Annotated in this window: 14 protein-coding genes; 9 read left to right on the forward strand and 5 right to left on the reverse strand. The window is 48.3% G+C overall.

Features of this window, described 5'->3' with window-relative positions; translation table 11 throughout:
- The first annotated feature begins 175 nt into the window (after positions 1-175).
- Entirely contained in the window at positions 176-1885 is a 1710-nt protein-coding gene (locus tag HPT30_RS24065) for a methyl-accepting chemotaxis protein (RefSeq protein ID WP_175373853.1), read from the forward strand.
- A 203-nt stretch (positions 1886-2088) separates the two neighbouring features.
- Here the strand turns inward: HPT30_RS24065 and qoxD are convergent, their stop codons facing one another.
- From qoxD to qoxA, 4 genes are read right to left on the reverse strand one after another with little or no spacing between them, the layout of a single operon-like run.
- The gene (gene qoxD, locus HPT30_RS24070) at positions 2089-2382 is read right to left on the reverse strand and encodes a cytochrome aa3 quinol oxidase subunit IV (protein ID WP_175373854.1); all 294 of its coding nucleotides are present in this window, start codon (positions 2380-2382) and stop codon (positions 2089-2091) included.
- A gap of 1 nt (position 2383) precedes the next feature.
- The gene (gene qoxC / locus HPT30_RS24075; RefSeq protein WP_175373855.1) at positions 2384-2980 is read right to left on the reverse strand and encodes a cytochrome aa3 quinol oxidase subunit III; all 597 of its coding nucleotides are present in this window, start codon (positions 2978-2980) and stop codon (positions 2384-2386) included.
- A complete protein-coding gene (gene qoxB / locus HPT30_RS24080; protein WP_175373856.1) occupies positions 2977-4920 on the reverse strand; it encodes a cytochrome aa3 quinol oxidase subunit I in 1944 nt (647 codons plus the stop codon). Before qoxB ends, qoxC begins: the two co-directional genes overlap by 4 nt.
- 41 nt (positions 4921-4961) lie before the next feature.
- Positions 4962-5963, reverse strand: coding sequence for a cytochrome aa3 quinol oxidase subunit II (gene qoxA, locus HPT30_RS24085; protein WP_175373857.1), 1002 nt, complete (start codon positions 5961-5963; stop codon positions 4962-4964).
- 489 nt (positions 5964-6452) lie between these two features.
- On the opposite strand from qoxA, the gene HPT30_RS24090 reads away from it, so the two are divergent.
- Positions 6453-7607, forward strand: a complete 1155-nt coding sequence (locus tag HPT30_RS24090; protein ID WP_175373858.1) for a polysaccharide deacetylase family protein — start codon at positions 6453-6455, stop codon at positions 7605-7607.
- An 82-nt stretch (positions 7608-7689) separates the two neighbouring features.
- Here the strand turns inward: HPT30_RS24090 and HPT30_RS24095 are convergent, their stop codons facing one another.
- Entirely contained in the window at positions 7690-8310 is a 621-nt protein-coding gene (locus HPT30_RS24095; RefSeq protein WP_175373859.1) for a TetR/AcrR family transcriptional regulator, read from the reverse strand.
- Between the two features lie 154 nt (positions 8311-8464).
- On the opposite strand from HPT30_RS24095, the gene HPT30_RS24100 reads away from it, so the two are divergent.
- The 7 genes from HPT30_RS24100 (at position 8465) to HPT30_RS24130 (ending at position 16347) form a co-directional block, all read left to right on the forward strand.
- Complete coding sequence (locus tag HPT30_RS24100; RefSeq protein ID WP_246317400.1) at positions 8465-10159, forward strand: MFS transporter; 1695 nt, start codon at positions 8465-8467, stop codon at positions 10157-10159.
- A 255-nt stretch (positions 10160-10414) separates the two neighbouring features.
- Positions 10415-11191, forward strand: a complete 777-nt coding sequence (locus HPT30_RS24105) for an amino acid ABC transporter substrate-binding protein (protein ID WP_175373860.1) — start codon at positions 10415-10417, stop codon at positions 11189-11191.
- A 16-nt stretch (positions 11192-11207) separates the two neighbouring features.
- Positions 11208-11867 (forward strand): amino acid ABC transporter permease, encoded by a 660-nt coding sequence (locus HPT30_RS24110; protein WP_175373861.1) that lies wholly within the window; start codon positions 11208-11210, stop codon positions 11865-11867.
- A gap of 15 nt (positions 11868-11882) precedes the next feature.
- Positions 11883-12623, forward strand: coding sequence for an amino acid ABC transporter ATP-binding protein (locus tag HPT30_RS24115; protein WP_281364532.1), 741 nt, complete (start codon positions 11883-11885; stop codon positions 12621-12623).
- Between the two features lie 261 nt (positions 12624-12884).
- Complete coding sequence (locus HPT30_RS24120; protein ID WP_175374041.1) at positions 12885-13787, forward strand: ABC transporter ATP-binding protein; 903 nt, start codon at positions 12885-12887, stop codon at positions 13785-13787.
- Complete coding sequence (locus tag HPT30_RS24125; protein WP_175373862.1) at positions 13762-15792, forward strand: DUF6449 domain-containing protein; 2031 nt, start codon at positions 13762-13764, stop codon at positions 15790-15792. Before HPT30_RS24120 ends, HPT30_RS24125 begins: the two co-directional genes overlap by 26 nt.
- 33 nt (positions 15793-15825) lie before the next feature.
- Positions 15826-16347, forward strand: coding sequence for a mismatch-specific DNA-glycosylase (locus HPT30_RS24130; protein ID WP_175373863.1), 522 nt, complete (start codon positions 15826-15828; stop codon positions 16345-16347).
- Positions 16348-16400 lie beyond the last annotated feature (53 nt).

Genomic DNA, 16400 nt, shown 5'->3' on the forward strand with positions numbered 1-16400 from the left:
AACGTTTTCCGCAATGCAGACCTAACCCCATGAAAATTCCTAAGTTCAATTTTATATAGACACCAACCGACAACTAATATTTAAATTCGACAAATTATTCAAATATAACATCAAGAATTTGACGGTTTTCGCCGATAATTAGGATAGTTAGTCACCAAGAAGGCGGGATAGGATAATGAGAAATTTGAAAGTGAAACAAAAAATGACATTGCTAATGATCCTTGTCATTGGCATGCAGATTGCTGTAGGTATTCTGGGGATCATTACCACGGATCGGATGGCAGAACGCTCCGAAGAAACCTATGATGAGAATTTGATACCGATCTCAATCGTCACCCAACTCCGTGGGAATTCACGGGCGATTGATTCCTTTCTTCTGGAGAATATGCTTACAGAAGTAAACGGAAAGAGTAAGGAACTGTCAGACAGTATCCAAGCTACGATGAAAACGAATAATGAGCTTTTTGCTGAGCTCAAGACTGTAACTTTTAGCAATGAAGAAATCACAGCTAAAATGAATGAGTATTCTGCTCTGCTTCCAGACTACCGGAGTCAGCGGGAGAACATTCTTCATCTCGGCGACAATAACCTGAATGCCGAAGCCTACCGTTTGTTCAACGGGAAGGAGTTTAGTGAATCCCGGCAGCGAATGATTTCGATACTGAATGATATGGTAGATTTGCTGCTTAAAGAAGCCGAAGCTCACAAAACTTCTACATCAGTAAATGCAAGCAATTTTAAACTGCTGAATGGTATCCTAATTGCGAGTATTATGTTGATCAGCGTTGCGCTTAGTGTAATTATTACTCGCTTGATTACTGTGCCGCTCAAACAGCTTCAAGGGTTAATGAAGCGGGCGGAAGAAGGCGACCTGACAGCGACGGCTGTATATGATTCCAAAGACGAGATCGGTATGATCAGCCGCTCCTTCAACAGTATGGTGGGCAGCCTGAGAAGGATGATGCAATCCGTTTCGGAGAGTGCCGAGATGCTATCTGCTTCTTCCGAGGAGATGAGTGCCAGCGCCGCACAGACGGCTCATGCCTCACAGATGATTGCCGAAACCTCAAGTGAGATTGCCATCGGATTTGATGAGCAGGTTAGCAGTATTACCCGTACCGCGCAATCGGTGCAGTCTATGGCAGAGGATATTTCAGCGGTAGAGCGCAGCAGCTATGAGATGGCATCGCTCATGGATGTCGCTGCCGGCTCGACAGACCGCGGCGCGGAAGCGGTAGCTGAAATCATCGATCAGATGGTTCAGATTGATACCAGTGTGGCGGAGAGCCAGGAGATCGTTACCAATCTTGGGCGTCTGTCCGAGGAAATCAGCACCATTATTACAACAATCAACGCTATTGCGAGTCAGACCAACCTGTTGTCACTCAATGCTTCCATCGAGGCAGCCAGAGCCGGCGAGCATGGCCGGGGCTTCGCAGTAGTCGCCGGAGAAATCCGGAAGCTGTCGGAAGCAACCGGTAGCAGTTCTCTAAGAATCACGGATATCATTACACACATTCAGCAGCAGACCGGGCTTGCAATACAGTCTATGGCGCAAGGGTCCTTGATTGTATCGCACGGTGTAAGCCAGAGCAAGCTGGTTTCCGGGGCCTTTGACGAGATTCAAAGCTCTATAAAGGATGCTGCTTCGCAGACGCAGGAGATCCGGGAATCGATTGGGCATATCTCTAGGGAGTCCCAAGGCGTCACGGAATCTATGGAGCAGGTGAATGCCATCTCGCAAAAAGGGGCTGGGGGCATTCAGGAGACAAGCGCAGCCAGCCAGGAACAGCTGTCAGCGATGGAGGAGATGTCGGCCTCGGCCCAGTACCTGGCGACATTGGCGGAGGATCTGCAGAAGAGTCTGGCCGGCTTTAAGTTATAAGTCACGAGCCATACACGGTAGAGTATAATCTCATATAAGAAATAGGGGCAAGAGATACTAAAGCCGCGATTCTCCACTAAGGGGATCGCGGCTTTCTGCTTATCTTTACTATACAAATAAAAGGAGTGTCCCAGAAGCCATTCACGGCCTGTGGGACACTCCTTGTTAACTATCAAACTATACTGCAATTCCTTCTGAAGGAATTAAGCGTACCAGCCCCATACGAAGATGAATAACGTTCCGAAGATCGTTACCAGGCCGACAAACAAGGCATAGGCGATATTGAGATACAGTTCTTTCTTGGTATCTGCCGACTCTCCAATGTGCATGAACAGGAAGAGCTGCAGGGATGCTTGAATGATCGCCGTAACGGCCAGAATTACCAAGTTTGCAGCTCTGGACAGATCCAGGTAGATCACAGCCAGCGCTGCGGCAGAAAGGACGAGAGAGGCGATATAACCCAGCACATGGCGAATTGGAAACAGTTGCTTCATCATGTCACATCAGTCCTTTCAGGTAGACGTAGCTGAAGATAAAGATCCAGACAACGTCCAGGAAGTGCCAGTACAGAGAGAAGATAAACGACTTGTTCGCTGTAGCTGGGTTGATGCCATGACGCTTTATTTGAATCAGGATGGCTGTTCCCCACAGGAACCCGAAGGTTACGTGAGCACCGTGCGTGCCGAGCAATACGAACAGACTGGACAGGAAGGCACTGGTTTGCAGTGTTGCCCCTTCATGAACATAAGTGAAGAATTCCGTAATCTCAATAGCAAGGAAGCCTAGACCCATAAGCAGGGTAATCCCGAAAAAGAACATCATAGCTTTCTTGTATCCATGCCGCATGGCATGAATGGCAAGACCGATCGTAAATGAGCTTGTCAGGAGCAAGAATGTTTCGAGCAGTACGGGACCAATCTCAAAAAGCTCGCTGCCATTTGGACCGCTGGCAAAGCGGTCCACAAGTACAAAGTAAACCGTGAACAATGTAGCGAAGAGGGCGATTTCCGCTCCCAGGAAGACCCAGAAGCCAAAAATCTTATTACTATTCTCTTCTGTTGAATATTCAAGCGGCTTGGACGCATCTATTTTCATACAGTCTCACCCCGCAGTTTCTTTTCAGTAGCGATAATTTCCTTCTCCGGAATATAGAAGCCGTGGTCTCTGTCGAAGGACATCGCACAAAGCGTGATCAGAATGCCGACTCCGGAAACAATCGCAGGAACCCACATGCTGAATACCATGAAGAATCCGAAGAAGAAGAAGATTACACCAAGGATGAATGGTTTGCCAGTATTGCTAGGCATATGAATCTTCTTGATTTGGTCCTTGAACAGAGGAATGTTCTCCTGCTTGGATACCCAGAATGCATCACGGTCAGTTACGGTAGGAACCACCGCAAAGTTGTAGGCCGGGATCGGGCTGTTAGTCGCCCACTCAAGGGTACGTGCATCCCATGGGTCCCCAGTGGTATCCCGTGGCATGTAGCGAGTACTCCAGTAGATATTGTAGACCAGAATGACAAACCCGATGGCCAGACCAAGTGCTCCTGCAAAGGAGACCATATTAAGCGGACCGAAGCCCGTCTCTGCCGAGTAGGTGTACATCCGTCGGGTCATACCCATGAGTCCAAGAATGAACAGTGGGAAGAACGCGACGTTAAAGGAAATGATAATCCACCAGAAGGCGTGCTTGCCAAGACGTTCGTTGAGGCGGAAGCCGAATACTTTAGGGAACCAGTAATGGAAGCCTGCGATAACGGCGAACACGGCACCCGGAATCAGAACGTAGTGGAAATGCGCTACCAGGAACATGGTGTTGTGGTACTGATAGTCGGCGCTGGCCATTGCCAGCATGACGCCTGTAACCCCACCGATTGTAAAGATCGGAATAAACGCTAAGGTGTAGAGCATCGGTGTGGTAAAGGTTATTCGCCCTTTTCGGAGCGTGAATAGCCAGTTGAATATTTTAACCCCTGTCGGTACAGCAATCGCCATCGTAGTGATGGAGAAGAAGCTGTTGACCATTACGCCTTGACCCATGGTATAGAAGTGGTGAGCCCATACCAGGAAGGACAGTAGCGAGATAATGACCATACTTGCAACCATGGATGTATATCCGTACAGGTTCTTTTTGGAGAAGGTAGAGATGATATCACTATAAATACCGAAGGCCGGCAAAATAACGATATATACCTCAGGGTGTCCCCATACCCAGAAGAGGTTGGCCCATAGCATATCCATACCGCCGTTGGCCATCGTAAAGAATTGAGAGCCGAACAACCGGTCGAACATCATCAGCGCCAGTGCTATCGTAAGCACCGGGAAGGCGAATACGATGATAACGTTAGTGATCAGAACAGACCAGGTGAACATTGGCATGCGCATCAGCTTCATGCCTGGTGCACGCATCTTCAGGATGGTTACGATGAAGTTAACCCCTGTTAACATTGTACCGATACCAGAAATCTGCAGCGCCAGCGAGTAGTAGTTGTTACCTACTGTTGGGCTGAATTCAATGCTTGCCAGCGGGAAGTATGCGGACCAGCCGGCATCCGGCGATCCCCCGATAACAAAGGAGATGTTCAGCAGCATCGCTCCGAAGAAGAAGAGCCAGAAGCTGACAGCGTTCAGACGCGGGAATGCCACGTCTCTTGCGCCGATTTGTAGCGGCACGATAACGTTCATCAGACCGATGATAAACGGCATGGCCATGAAGAGAATCATGATCAGACCGTGCGTGGTGAAGACCTCGTTATAGTGTTGTGCGTCGAGAAATTTCATTTCTGGTGCTGCAGTCTGCAGACGCATCATAAGCGCGTCGATACCGCCGCGGAATAGCATCAGCAGGGCAGCCAGGATATACATGACCCCGATGCGTTTATGGTCAACTGTAGTCAACCATTCGCGCCAAAGGTAGCCCCACTTCTTGAAAACGGTGAGTCCAATGATAATCGCCAGCGTGGCCAGCGCAATACTGACCATAGCTCCGTAGATTAGGACCCCTCCGTGAACCTTAAACTTTTCCAAATCCATTAGGGATGACTCCTTTCAGGTATTCACACTGGCAATAGAGCCTAGTGGTGTCCTTCGTGTGTACTATCGTCTACCGGCTGAACCTCTGTATCGGGTTTGCCGTCAAATATGGTCTCACTAGAAGGCGCCGGAGATGGGTGGATTTTCTTGTTCTCCTTATGCTCCATATTGCCGTTATCCATATCCATTTCCATGCCGTCATGGCTCATATGGTCACCATGGTTGCCTGGAGGCGGACTGAAGGTTAAGTGGTTAGAGGAGTAGGTTTTGCGTCCAACAAAATCGGTCTTTAGCAATGCCTTGAATTCATCCTCTGTCAGCGGTTGTGCGGTTTCCTTAACATCCTTTACCCAACCATCATAATCTTTCTGTGGCATAACCAGTGTTTCAAATTCCATGTGGGCGAAGCCCTTACCGCTAAAGTTCGAGTTTCTGCCGAGGTAGGAACCCACGGTGTCAGCTGAAAGATGAAGGGTTGTGAGCATGTCATTCATCGCATATTTTTGCCCTGCGAGCTGAGGAACCCAGAAGCTGGTGATACTGCTGAAAGAGTACAGTCTGAACTCTACAGCGCGGTGAACAGGAATGTTCACGTAGTTCACGGTTTCAATGCCTTCCTCCGGATAGCTGAAATGCCATTTCCAGTTCGAGGATGAGGCGTAAATGACAAGCGGTTTCTGGTTTTTATAATCTGCAGCAACGTTCTCTACAGCGCTTGTTGATTTTACTGTTACCACAGAAAGGAAACTTACGATGATGATTGGAATGGCAATCCAAATCGCCTCCAGCCATTTATTGCCCTCTTCATGTGGTGGAACGTACCCCTCGTTGCTCTTTTTCGCCCGGTACTTCACAATAACAAAGATGTATAAAATGTAGACAACAGCCAGAACGCCGAGCATCACCAGTATGGAGAGGATGATCGTGTCTGAGATCGTTCTTGCAGCCGGACCTTTCGGGTTCAATACAGTTATGGAACTGCAACCCGGCAGGAGGAGAATCAGGCTGAGGAACAAAGCGTATAACGGCCCTTTTTTGTTCATGTTGAACTCCTTCCTTCAATAATTCTTCATCTTAAGCCGAAATCATTAACCTCTATATATAGTAAGAAGTCCGAGGGTAGATTGCAAAAGACATATTTTATCATTTTTCCTATTTACGTCCTTAAATATGGCGATATCGTTAAATATTTGTGTTGGAATTGTTACAACTCTCTAATGATGTGATATAGATCACTGTAGTGACGCTGTTTTGTGGACATTTTTATTTGTTCGAAATTTGTTCAATAATTCACTAATGTTACTAATTTCGCCACAATTATTTTGCTCCAAATATGCGGTTTTTAACCGCTTTTTTATTGCTGTGACAGGATTCGACGAAAGTTGCGCTATTTTTTCAAAAAATACGCTGAACTTAATATAGTGTCTAATTGGTAACAACTTTTTATGCACTTGGTTACAATCTCTCAAATTTCATTCTATGTATCTATGGTAGAGTAATAGAAAATATACATAGATAGGGAGATCCTGCCGGTGTCTACTAAAAAGTTGTTTCTATTATTCATTGCATTTTTTGTGAGTTTGGGATGGGTTCATGAAAGTGAGGCTGCTGGCTTGCAAGCCCTGAAGCTAGGGGTTAATGATAAACTGACCGGAATCGAGGCTGTATCGGTAAAAGATTCTTACTATGTTCCGCTGCGAGATTTGGCGCAGGAATTGGGCTGGACGTTGAACGGGCTGTCTGATGGAATCAGTGTGAATGCAGGAGGCTCTTCGCTCAAGCTGTTGAACGACCATGCCACAGCTACGCTGAATAATGGAAGCAAGGTCGCGATGGATACCTTTCTACGTGGTGGCAAGCTCATGGTTCCGGTACGAGTATCAGCACTTCTGGGGTATACTATTTCCTATGTTCCGGAGCAATATTTACTGAGAGTACAGAACAGTGCAGCCAAACTTAATGATGCGGCATTTGTTAGCCAGTATAAGAAGGAATTGCAGCCGATGACAGGGACTGGCTCTCAGACCCCAACAACGTCTGGTACCACTACGCCTGTTAATTCAGGAAAGCCAGGAACAACGGTATACATGACCTTTGATGATGGGCCGTCGGCTACCACTACGCAACTGCTCGATATCCTGGCAAAGTATAAGGTGAAGGCGACGTTCTTCATGCTGGGTCCGAAAATGAACACCTATCCTGAACAGGTTAAGCGTACTGCGAAGGAAGGCCATGGTCTTGGCCTGCATGGAATGACGCACCGTAAGGAGAAGTTCTACGCTTCCCCGGCCGCTGCTCTTGGTGAAATGAACAACGACAATGCCATCCTGAAGAAAATCACTGGGAGTGGTACTTCCCTGATTCGTCCGCCATACGGCAGTAAGCCTTATTTCACCAATGCATTTAGAGACAAGGTTCTGACGCAAGGGTATCACCTCTGGGACTGGAATGTAGACTCGGACGACTGGAAGTACAAGGAGAACAGTGCCAAAATCTACAACACCGTTATGAGTCAGGTTCATAATCTGAAGAAGTCGCAGAGTAACCCGATCATTCTGATGCATGACCAGAAGGCCACACTGAAGGTGCTGCCGCAAATTCTGGAGACGCTGAAGAAGGAAGGGTATCACTTCGAGATTATCACCAAAGATATGCAGCCGCATAACTTCTGGAAAGACTATCGTTAAACAATAATTCAGAATAAATAAGGATGTTCCCGGCCATGTACACAGGCTGCGGAACATCCTTTTTTTCTGTTCAATGACATAATTAATCGTATAAATATTTGGCAATCATGTTGACCAGTTCTGACTTCAAGCGTTCTGCGGCGATGCTTCGGCTGGAAAAGACGATGGCATCCACAATCGTGCTTACGGATTCGAACACCACTATGGCAGCCGCTTCTACATCCGCGACGTTGACCTCTTCCTTGTCTAACTGTAAGTAACCGAGTGTAATCTGACGTCCCACATTATATTGCTCGTCCATTAATCGCTTGATTTCATCATCACTAAGCTGCATGATAGACAATTCTTTATGGAATCCTGTATAGACCTGGTGCGATAAAATAAGGCTATCGACAAGGTGGCTGATGACTGCCTTTTTGTCAGAATTGTTGTCGAAGTTAATCTCCGCAAGGGAAGCATCGACACGACTCAGAAGTGCTTCGTTATAATACTTCAGCACTTCTATAAACACAGCCTTCTTATCTGTGAAATAAGAGTAGAAACTTCCTGTGGAAACGCCTGCAGCGGCGGCTATTTGCTTGGTATTAGTCTGATGGTACCCCTTATTTGAAAACAGCTCCATAGCTGCTGTAACAATGGCTTGTTTGGTTTTGATGCTCCGGTCCTGCTGGGGCGTTCTTGTTTTATCGTCTGTGTCCTTCATAGCGTATATTCCCTCCTGATATAACGATTGTAGTAGAGGGAAATTAGCGTGTCAACGAAAGTTGAACTATGGTTCAATTTTTGTTGACAAATATGAACTGTAGTTCATATAATCTGAAATGTGAACTAAAGTTCAGTTATTTGGAGGGATGAGGATGATGAGTGTACGAACAAAAAGGATTTTTTCTTTTACAGCTATCGTATTGGGATTTTTTATGGCACTGCTGGATACTACGATTATTAACGTTGCTTTGCCAGAGATGACGAAGCATTTCGGAGGGACTGTCTCGCAAATTTCATGGGTAATGAATGGATACAATCTGGCTTTTGCGGCGCTTATCCTCACAGCATCGCGCTTGGCCGATCAATTTGGCCGCAGAAGGTTGTTTTTGATTGGAATATTCGTCTTTACTGCAGCTTCATTGTTCGCTGGATTCTCTTCTTCGTTAGAGATGCTGATTGTGCTGAGAGTCATTCAGGGGTTGGCCGGAGCAATTATTGTGCCGGTTACGATTCCGCTGACGACGACAACCTTCCCCAAGGAGATGCATGGATTGATCATCGGGATTTGGGGTGCGGTAGGCGGTCTGGCGGCGGCGAGCGGCCCGGCCCTTGGCGGCATTCTTACAGAGAAATTGAACTGGGAATGGATATTCTGGGTGAATGTGCCGTTAGGCATTCTCAGTATCATTCTTGTTCTTAGCTTTATCAAGGAATCCAGAGACAGCTCGGCTGGACGCACACTTGATTTTGCGGGAATGGCAGGGATTTCGGTAGGTATGTTTTTAATTACGTATGCGTTAATTAAAGTCCAGGATTATGGCTGGCAGTCGGGTGCATTCTATGGCCTTTTAACCTCAGGTGTTTTTGTACTGCTCTTCTTCTTTGTAACTCAATGGAAGGGAAAGGAACCGATGATGCCGTTGTCGCTGTTTAGAATACGTCCATTTAATGGAGCGGCGCTGACTTTATTGATTGTCGGGGCGGGACTTATGAATCTCTCTCTGCGTACTTCCTTTTTCCTGACTCGTATTATGGGGATGACAGAATTGAAGGCGGGTCTGGTCTTGTCTGTGATTGCGCTGGGGTCGATCTTGAGTTCAGGGGTTTCCGGACCACTCTCGAGTAAATATGGAAGCCGCTGGTTCGCAGCTGCAGGCGTAACCGTGATGGCCGGGGCTACGTATGCTTTGAGCGGTCTTCAGGGGGAGGCTTCACTGTCGCAAGTGCTAATTACGCTTGGCATCGCCGGGCTGGGAATGGGGCTAGTTATGGCTCCGGTCATGTCTTCCGCCATCCGCAATGTCCCCGAAGAGAAGGTGGGGATCTCATCGGGAATTACGAATATGACGAAAGCCCTTGGGAGTGTGTTGGGTATAGCCATCATCGTTACGGTGCTGCAACAAAATTTCAATGATAGGATCGGGGCGGCTGCTGAGCATGCTGCGCAATCTATTCGTGAGAATGCTGTATTACAGCCGATCGTGAAGCAAAGGCTTGGGGAAGAGCTCGGCGCTATGGTTAAAGCAGGCAGTGTTGCCGCACCCAATAGAGCAGCGGGTGGTGAAATATCACAAAGGCTTAACAATGATCTGGAGAAGGCCGTCTTAGCATTGCCTGAGGAAGAACGATCTGCCTTCAAGGCTGACCAGCAGCGCCAGTTAAGTGAAATTCAAGTCCTGATGAAGCAGGCTGAAGGAGGGTTGCGCGATGCGTCAGTGGAGGCCTTCAGTCGTACCTATGCTTTTGCGAGTATTCTGCTGCTTCCAGGCATCGTCTTTGCCTTGTTCAGCGATCAACGGAGGAAGCGCAGCGTGCTGAATGAGGAGCCTCTTGGAAACGAACTTTAGGAGTTATACACACGGAAGCCCAAACATTCCACCGAAGTGAGGACCGAGTCTTACATCCAGATCTTAAGTTCATCTTATATATAAAAGCAGTGCACCCTTCCTCAGCGGATCGCGGCACTGCTTTTTCTTTTTTGACACAGATCGGGGGCCCAACTCTATCGACGACATTCATAGGCTATGTTATCATGATACTCTAATAACGTATTAACGAATTAAAGCGAAGAGATGCTTTCATTTACTAGGGGGAGAACAAAGATGAAGAAAATGGGATTATGGATGGTAACAGCGATGGCAGCGATTCTGCTCTTGGCGGGCTGCTCCTCGTCGAATGGTAAAGCGGGTAGCAGCAAGCTGGTGATCGGGATTGATGATAAATTCGCACCGATGGGCTTCCGGGATGATAATAATGAAATTGTTGGTTTTGACATTGATTATGCAAGAGCAGCTGCTGAAAAAATGGGCAAGGAAGTCACCTTCCAGCCAATCGACTGGTCGGCCAAAGAATCGGAGCTGAATAGCGGACGCATTGATATGATCTGGAACGGTTATACGATCACGGATGAGCGTAAAGAGAAGGTATTATTCACGAAGCCATATCTGGAGAACAGTCAGGTTGTTGTAGTGCTGACCTCTTCACCACTGTCTAAGCTAGAGGATCTGGCCGGCAAGGAAATCGGTCTGCAAAGCCTGTCCTCTGCAGCGGATGCCTTGGATGCCAACCCAATTAAGGATAAGGTTGCTGGCATTTCCGAATATCCGGACAATGTCCTGGCCCTCACGGATCTCAAAACTTCGCGTCTGGCCGGCGTAGTCATTGACGAGGTTGTAGCCAGATATTATATGTCTAAAGAACCCGGCACCTTCAAGCTGCTGGACGAATCTTTGGCACCAGAGCAATATGGGGTGGGCATCAAGAAAGGCAATGAAGCGTTGCTGGACGAGTTACAAAAGGCGCTTGATACGATGAACAGTGATGGAACAGCAGCGGAGATTTCCACCAAGTGGTTTGGAGAGAACAAGGTGCTAAACTAGGCAGGGAGCGGGTACAATGAGTCTCGATTATATAATAAAAATCGCCGGACCTATGCTGGAGGGTGCACGGACAACGATTTTGCTCTTTCTAATTGTAATTGTGTTGTCTATCCCACTGGGATTTGTAGTGACGCTGATGGCGAAAAGCACGATGAAGCCGCTGGCCTGGATTGCTCACAGCTATATCTATGTCATGCGCGGAACACCGCTGCTGCTACAGTTGCTTTTCTTCTGCTTCGGTTTGCCGCAGATTCCGGTCATCGGCGAGTATCTGGTCATGGACCGTTTTACGGCGGCGAGCCTCGGTTTTATCCTTAATTATGGCGCTTACTTTGCTGAGATATTCCGCGGAGGGCTATTGTCTATCGACAAGGGGCAGTTTGAAGCCTCTAAAGTGCTGGGGCTCAGTAAATGGCAGACCCTGCGTAAGGTCATTCTTGCGCAGATGTTCCGGGTCGCGCTGCCTGCGGTGGCGAATGAGTCCATCTCACTGGTCAAAGATACGGCGTTATTATATGCCGTAGCGGTCCCGGAGCTGCTGAATTATGCGAAGACAGCGGTGAACCGTGATTTTACGGTGACCCCGTTTGTGGTGGCCGGCGTGATTTATCTGCTGATGACATTGGTATTAACGTTATTCTTCAAGACGCTGGAGAAGCGTTTCAAATTCGAGTAAAGGGAATGTCCATCTATGAGCAGTATGATCGAAGTAAAAGAACTGCAAAAATCATTTGGCAAGCTTGAGGTGCTGAAAAAGGTGACGTTCACCGTAGATCCGGGAGAGACGGTGGCGGTGATCGGCCCGTCCGGCTCCGGGAAAAGCACGATGCTGCGCAGTTTAGTGCATCTGGAGGAGGTTAACGGCGGGAGCATCATCATTCAGGGCCAGGCGCTGGTTGACAACGGCAGCTACGCCGGGCATGCCCAGATCAAGGGAATTACGTCCAAGATGGGCATGGTGTTCCAGCACTTTAACCTGTTCCCGCATCTGACAGTGCGGGGGAATCTGGAGCTGGCTCCGCGGACACTGAAGCGGGAGAGCAGTTCGGAGATCACAGCGAGAAGCAAGGATCTATTGTCCAAGGTCGGCCTTGCCGACAAGGCCGACGTCTATCCTTCGATGCTGTCCGGCGGACAGAAGCAGCGGGTGGCGATTGCCAGGGCGCTGATGCTGAGTCCGGACATCCTGCTTTTTGATGAGCCGACCTCGGCACTGGACCCGGAGCTGACGGGAGAGGTACTGCGGGTCATCCGCCAACTGGCCGAGGAGAAGATGACGATGATCATCGTTACCCATGAAATGAACTTTGCTCGCGATGTGGCCGACCGGATTATCTTTATGGACAAGGGAGAGATTGCCGAGTCGGGGACCCCGGAGCAGATTTTTGGCAGCCCGAGGCTTGCGCGGACTCGTTCTTTTCTCAAACTCTAGCATGAATTAACGGGTGTTATACATTTCTTCAGGGCAAAAATTAAAAAGAATAGTGAACAATGGGAAAAAGTGCATAGACTTCTATGCGCTTTTTTCATTGACAGTTGTTAGGGCCGTAACAATAATTATAGTACAGTTCATACATGTGGATTCAGATTAATAGGCTGCTGGTGCAGCATATATTTTTATACGACCGGGGCAACAGGGGAATAATGAATGATGGACAATGGGAACAACAGAAGCTCGAAGGGAGACAGCGAAGTGCTAGAGATACGGGGAGTCAGAAAGTCCTTTCGCGGTGAAGTCGCCGTTGACGGCATTTCCCTGACTGTACATAAAGGCAAGATCTACGGTTTACTAGGTTCCAATGGCGCAGGCAAAACCACGTTGCTGAAGATACTAGCCGGTATCATTCAGCCGGAATCGGGAACTGTTAAGATGGAGGGGAAATCCATCTTTGAGCGGCCAGAGGTTAAGCAGCGGATTATATTTATACCGGATAGCCCAGCCTTCTTCCCGCAGTCAACGATCAAAAGTATGGCCAATTTTTATCGCTCGGTGTATCCGCGCTGGAATCAGGCACAGTTTGAGCAGCTCGGTGATGTGTTTCGGCTGGACACGAGCCGCAAACTAAGCCGCTTCTCCAAGGGAATGCAGCGGCAGGCTGCATTCTGGCTGAGCCTCGCCTGCATGCCTGATGTGCTGGTGATGGATGAGCCGCATGACGGACTGGACCCCGTGATGCGGCGCCAAATCAAGAATCTGCTCTTTCAAGAGGTGGCTGAGCGGCAACTGACGGTCCTGATTTCCTCACATAATCTCCATGAAATCGAAGACATATGCGGCCCTGTTGGTATTATGCATGGCGGTAAGATGCGGGTCGAGATGGATCTCAATGATCTCAAGGCAGATACGCACAAGGTTCAGGTCGCGTTCCGAGACGAACGGCATGAACGAGCGATATCGTCCAAGCTGCAGGTACTGCACCGTGAAGTCAGAGGCAGTGTCAGCCTGCTTATTGTCCGAGGCGACCGTGAGCGGATTACGGCAGCCTTCGGGATTTATCAGCCTTATGTGTTTGATCTTCTGCCGCTGACGCTGGAAGAAATCTTTATCTATGAAATGGGGGATGCCGGGTATGACACGCGCCCGCTGCTTCTTTAATCTTGCGCTGATCCGCCAGAATTTCCGGCAATACGGTTGGATCGGCATCATTTATACACTTGGCTTGATTTTTGCGGTACCGCTGCAAATGTTCATGACCGGTAACCCCAGTCTGTTCAATCAAAAGGTCACTAGTCTATTTCAGCTTGGTGACGGGATGCAAGGGATGCTGATTGTCCTTATTCCCTTGTCTGCGGGGCTTATGTTATTCCGTTATCTTCAGGTTAAGGCTTCTGCTGATCTAATGCATAGCTTACCACTGCGCAGGGAGCATCTCCTGACCTCTCATTTGGGAAGTGGGATCGTGCTGGTGCTTGTACCGGTTTGGCTCTGTGCAGCCATAACGGCGATCACCCGGCCGTGGACCGGAGATCTCTATGATTTTACAGGCAAGGATATCTGGACATGGGCTATTGCAGTCAGCGTGCTATCCATTTTCCTGTTTTGTTTTAGTGTCTTTGTAGGAATTTGTACAGGACAAACCGTTCTCCAGGGAATTGCAAGCTTTGTATTACTTATACTGCCCTACATGCTGATGCAACTGATCTCATATTATTTTTCATTGTATCTGTACGGATATCCATACGGAATTTATACCAATAGCATCCGTAGTGATCTCTGGTCGCCCCTTGTGCATCTTTTCTCTGTAAGCAACCAGGCGTTCGAGGTCCGTGAATTATGTGTATATGTCGGACTGACTGTTGTTGTCGTGGCCTTGAGTTACTTGCTGTACCGGAAGCGTCATGTCGAGATGGCCGGACAGGCGATCGCCTTTACTTACTTCAATCCGCTCTTCAAAGCGGGAGTGATGCTGTGCTGCATGCTGATTGCCGGAAACTATTTTTCCATTAATATGAGCGGCAGACTGGTCTGGACCTTCGGGGGCTATGCGATTGGAGCAGTAGTCGGCTATATCTTATCTGAGATGGTTATTCGTAAAACCTGGCATATCATGAACCGCAAAATTCCGCTCGACTTTGCGATCTATACGTTTCTGTTGAGTCTGCTGCTCTATATCCCTGTCTCCGGTTGGACGGGATATGAAGCCAGAGTGCCGGATGAAGGGGAAATAACTCAGGTGTATGCCGGAAGTCTGTATAATCTGTACACTCAGAAGGAGAGCTCAACGAATCCCTACGAGGCGTATAGTCCGTTCAGTAAAGTCGATCCGTTCTCAGGTGACAAGGATTATATCAGGGCTGTTCAAAAACTACACAGTACGCTCTCCGTAATCCGTCCTGCAGTGCCCACCGGGAAGTCTTTCTATAAGGATTCCAGAGTGCGCAGCATGAGCATTGTATACCGATTGACGAACGGACACACTTTGACCAGGCAATATCAGGTGCCTGTTGTCGGCTTCGAGCCGGAGCTGAGAGCAATCATGGAGACAGCAGGCTACAAGAAGTCGGAGTATGTCTTGTCACAGCTTGAGCATGACGTGAAGACTATGAATATTAGCACAAGGGAGGGTGTAGTCGTCCTTACCCATTCTGCGGAGATTAACGAATTCAAGGCACTTTTACGTCAAGAAATTTTGGATATGTCGTATGCCGATCAGATTGGGGACGATGTTCCGCTTGCGGATGTCGATATTCCGATAACGATGGAAGACAGGAACGTGATCTCTTTTTACAGCTATAGCATACTACCCTCCTATCACAGGCTGCTGAACTGGCTGGCGGACAAAGGGTATTCCGACAAAATTATGATAACGGCCAAAAATATTGCCTCTGTAGAGATCGCTGCCTTTGAACCAAAAATCCTTCAGGGTGACCATTCTTACTATTACGACCCTGAGCAATACCTGGCAATTGCCCGCAAGCAAAATCGCTCCTTGGTAACCCAGGACAAGGACCAAATTACAGACGTTCTCAAATACCAGAAGAAGTACGTGATCCGCAAGGGCACTTATCTGGTTAAAAAGAATTATGAAGATGGTTCGCCGGAATATGTACTGATGGAAACGGACGATTTGTCGCCTGAATTAAGGAAGCTGCTTCGATAAAATCATAGCTCGCTGATCAAGGAGGAGTGCTTGATGAATGAAATTGCCGACCATCTGGATGATGGGCTGCAGATCCTGTTTATCGGGTTCAACCCGAGTCTGCGATCGGGAGAGGTGGGTCATCACTATGCCAATCCCCGCAACAATTTCTGGCGGATTTTGCATCAGTCGGGACTGACACCAAGATTATATGATGCCTCCGAGGACGGGGAGCTATTGAAGCTTGGGTACGGTTTTACGAATATTGTTGCCCGGCCTACCCGTGGAGTCGAGGACATTGCCCGCGAGGAATACGTTGCAGGCCGGAAGCTGCTGAGGGCCAAGCTGGAGAAGTACAGGCCGAAGGTTGCCTGCTTTGTGGGCAAAGGTGTGTATACGGAGTTTACCCGTAGAAGTAAAGCGGATTGGGGCTTCCAGGATACTGTGGAGCCGGTTGTCGATGGGGTGCGGGAATTCGTGGCCCCGTCTTCCAGTGGTCTGGTGCGGATGCCGATGCATGAGATCGTTGGCATCTACCGGGAGTTGTCCCAATTCACGGAAGAGAACGAAGCCTGAATGTTAAAAAAGCAGCCCATCTCCGAAATTGGAGATGGGCTGCTTTGTCTTGG

It is taken from the genome of Paenibacillus agri, assembly GCF_013359945.1.
GTDB classification, from domain to species: Bacteria; Bacillota; Bacilli; order Paenibacillales; family Paenibacillaceae; genus Paenibacillus_AQ; species Paenibacillus_AQ agri.